We start from the raw sequence: 3469 nt of genomic DNA, 5'->3' as shown, positions 1-3469 counted from the left end.
GGTAATTTGGTATAGTCGTTAAGTCTTTGAACTTATATTTTAACTAAAAATGGAGACACCGATTAGATTTTCACAGATTCAATCACAGTTTTACGCAAATGCTTTTACGCACCCTATATCCCTTTTTAAATCCGACAAGCGGATTTAAAGAAGCACTTCCTCCCCATCTTTGTTGCCGTAGGCATAAGAGAGTCGCAGATGCCGACATAGCTCATATGAGCTTCTGTCGGTAGTAGACCAGGGTGAGTAGACTTAAGCAATCGTCAGCAGTGACAATAAAGAATATAAAACCAGTAGGTAAAAAAACAAAATCGGAACAAACAATCCAAACTACCGTAGAGCTCTAAAAACCTTTTAAGCAGAAATAAAACTCTTTCCTTAAATACAGCCAACATATTCCTTAAAAAAAATCAAACAACTCTCTTAATACACTCAAAATCTTAGCAGATCACCCTTAAAAAAATCATCAAAATTCAGAAATTTCACCCACAAACACTACACATGGCAATCCCAACTTTTAACCAATTACATGACTTAATCCTAAACCCATGAACAAAGAATTCTACCAACAGATACAAGACTTATTAAAGCAAGGGCATCTACATCAAGCACAAGAATTAGCTGAAAAAGCCCACAAAGAAGCCCCAGACGACCTATTTAACAATAAGTCTTTAGCACTTGTCTATTTATCAAAACTCGAAAAAACCAACGAAATACAAAACATATCCGAGATTATAACACTATCCGAACAAATCCTCTCACTTCAACTGCCAGAAAGCGACTTTTTACACAACCGGCATATATGGCTACTTACTCTGCACCTTTTCAAAATCACCACCTATCCCGATTTTAATTACAGTCAGCTCGACCTACTCTTTCAACTCATCAAAAAAATTCCCTACCAACGACCATCAAAAGCACATTCCTTCTTACTTTCTGCCATACTTACACACAGTCACACATATCCTCACACATACGAGTTACTCGAATGGTGGAATCTCAAAAACCTCCGCCCCGAAGATTACCAGTTACCACAAAACAAAACGGATAATATCAACACCTCCACCCAAAAAATAAACATCACACTAGCCGAACGCACTTGGCTCGCGTACACACGCCTTACCATCAATCGTCTCTCTATTACACCCCCCGATCACCCAGAACATACACGCCTTAATTACAAAGCTACACAACTACTCAACCGCCTTCGGCAAATAAACCAGGCAAATCCTCAACTGCAATACCTACCACTTTACCGCATAAAACTCGCACACACACTCCGCAAGCCCATAGATGCACAACCCGAATTTATAGCCTATGCTCGTACACGTCCAAAAGAATTCTGGATCTACTCCACCCTCGCCGACATCACTGACGACCCCGAACAGCAAAAAGCCCTACTCGCAATGGCCATACATTTAGCACCTAAACCCGAATACTCTATCCGAGCCCGAAAAAAAATCATTAAACTCTTTCTAAATAATAATTTTACCAAACTTGCAAGCGCTCAACTCAATAAACTTATCGAAATATATAATCAAAACAAAAACAAAAACTGGCGACTGCCCAGTGAAATACGCGAGTACCTCATGGCCACTTGGTACGACCCTACAATCGAAATCCCAGACCAAGAATGGACAATAGACTTTATACACGACGCAGCCACATTCATTTACCACGATTTTAAACCACTCAATGTCGCTATCGGAGCCCAAATAGGCAACAAAATCTACGAATACTTTGCCCACCAAACTCAACACGGCAAAGCACGCATCATAAATCTAACACCCATCAAAAACATAGAAGCAGAATACTTCAAAGCACTACTACACATTGACGAACAACAAACCCACATCGTCTTAACACAGCAGATACCCCTCCCTCAGCAAGAGCCGCCCATCAAAAACGTAGAAGGCCCAGTACAAATTTCACCAGATAAAAAATTTGCACTAATCAAACAAAAGTATTACGTACCTCCTCAACTTATTGAAAAACATCACCTTAAAAATGGTCAAAACCTTAAAGCAACCGTTTTACGCGCGTGGGATAACAAAAAAGAAAAATTCGGTTGGAAATGTATAAAAATAATCCAATAAACTTGCAAATGTTCATCACCAATACGAAAATTGCACTATACCAAATGTATAATTTATTCATGACAACTTTTGATAGAAATTGCTCTGTAAAGTTCTTTAACATACTGAAAATCAGCAAAATGCAAAAATACCTATCACTCTGTAACTTCCACTAAAACAAGGATTAAGACGTTTAGATAAATACCATAACCATCTGGCGTCACTCCATCACTCTGTAACTTCCACTAAAACAAGGATTAAGACACAAATAATTAAATCCCAGCACTTCGGCTGCCCAGATCACTCTGTAACTTCCACTAAAACAAGGATTAAGACAAAAAGTGCTTTGCCACTTACAGGTACAATAGCGTCAAAATCACTCTGTAACTTCCACTAAAACAAGGATTAAGACTTTACTGCGTCATTGATCTCAGTGTAATTTTTCATGACATCACTCTGTAACTTCCACTAAAACAAGGATTAAGACCCATTTGAAAGACATTTAAATGCATTGTCAAAATCAATCACTCTGTAACTTCCACTAAAACAAGGATTAAGACATTTAAATGCATTGTCAAAATCTGTTTGTAAAACTCATCACTCTGTAACTTCCACTAAAACAAGGATTAAGACCATCAATCACCTGCGCTATCAGTGAGGCATCAGCCGATCACTCTGTAACTTCCACTAAAACAAGGATTAAGACTTTGGTGAGGGGTGCAGTATGAAGACACCCCCAAAACGATCACTCTGTAACTTCCACTAAAACAAGGATTAAGACCAGTTATAGGGGAGAGTGATTGTGAGATAATATATAAAATCACTATGTAACTTCCACTAAAACAAGGATTAAGACACGTGTCTAATGAGGGTAAATTTTTTTTCTTGTTTCATCACTCTGTAACTTCCACTAAAACAAGGATTAAGACTCCGGCAATTCTTCGTGTGTACAGGGTATTATTACCCATCACTCTGTAACTTCCACTAAAACAAGGATTAAGACTATATTTCTACTGGTAACTCCCCCCAGTTATAGGGGAATCACTCTGTAACTTCCACTAAAACAAGGATTAAGACTGATTTAATAGATTCCGGCAGTTCATCGTGGGTCGCATCACTCTGTAACTTCCACTAAAACAAGGATTAAGACTTTTACATGCCTGATGAGGTTAAATTTTTTCTCTTGTTATCACTCTGTAACTTCCACTAAAACAAGGATTAAGACTAAAGGAAAAACGCTACCACAGCAAAAATGAATGTCAGATCGCTCTGTAACTTCCACTAAAACAAGGATTAAGACTGATTTAATAGATTCCGGCAGTTCATCGTGGGTCGCATCACTCTGTAACTTCCACTAAAACAAGGATTAAGACTTTTACATGCCTGATGAGGTT

The 3469-nt window shown here is 38.3% G+C and carries 1 protein-coding gene and 1 CRISPR repeat array; the gene reads left to right on the top strand.

The window, feature by feature from the left end; translation table 11 throughout:
- Window positions 1–548: 548 nt before the first annotated feature.
- Window positions 549–2096 carry a DUF7017 domain-containing protein gene (locus tag EIP89_RS11355; protein WP_124398802.1) on the top strand — a complete coding sequence of 516 codons (1548 nt, stop codon included), beginning with the start codon at window positions 549–551 and terminating at the stop codon, window positions 2094–2096.
- Window positions 2097–2229: 133 nt separating this feature from the next.
- Window positions 2230–3448: direct repeats of the CRISPR family, unit length 37 nt; unit sequence ATCACTCTGTAACTTCCACTAAAACAAGGATTAAGAC.
- Window positions 3449–3469: the final 21 nt, after the last annotated feature.

This window comes from Thermaurantimonas aggregans (assembly GCF_003851885.1).
Taxonomy (GTDB): Bacteria; Bacteroidota; Bacteroidia; order Flavobacteriales; family Schleiferiaceae; genus Thermaurantimonas; species Thermaurantimonas aggregans.
The sequence above is the reverse complement of the archived record's forward strand: the minus strand, read 5'-3'. Positions and strand labels throughout refer to the sequence as shown.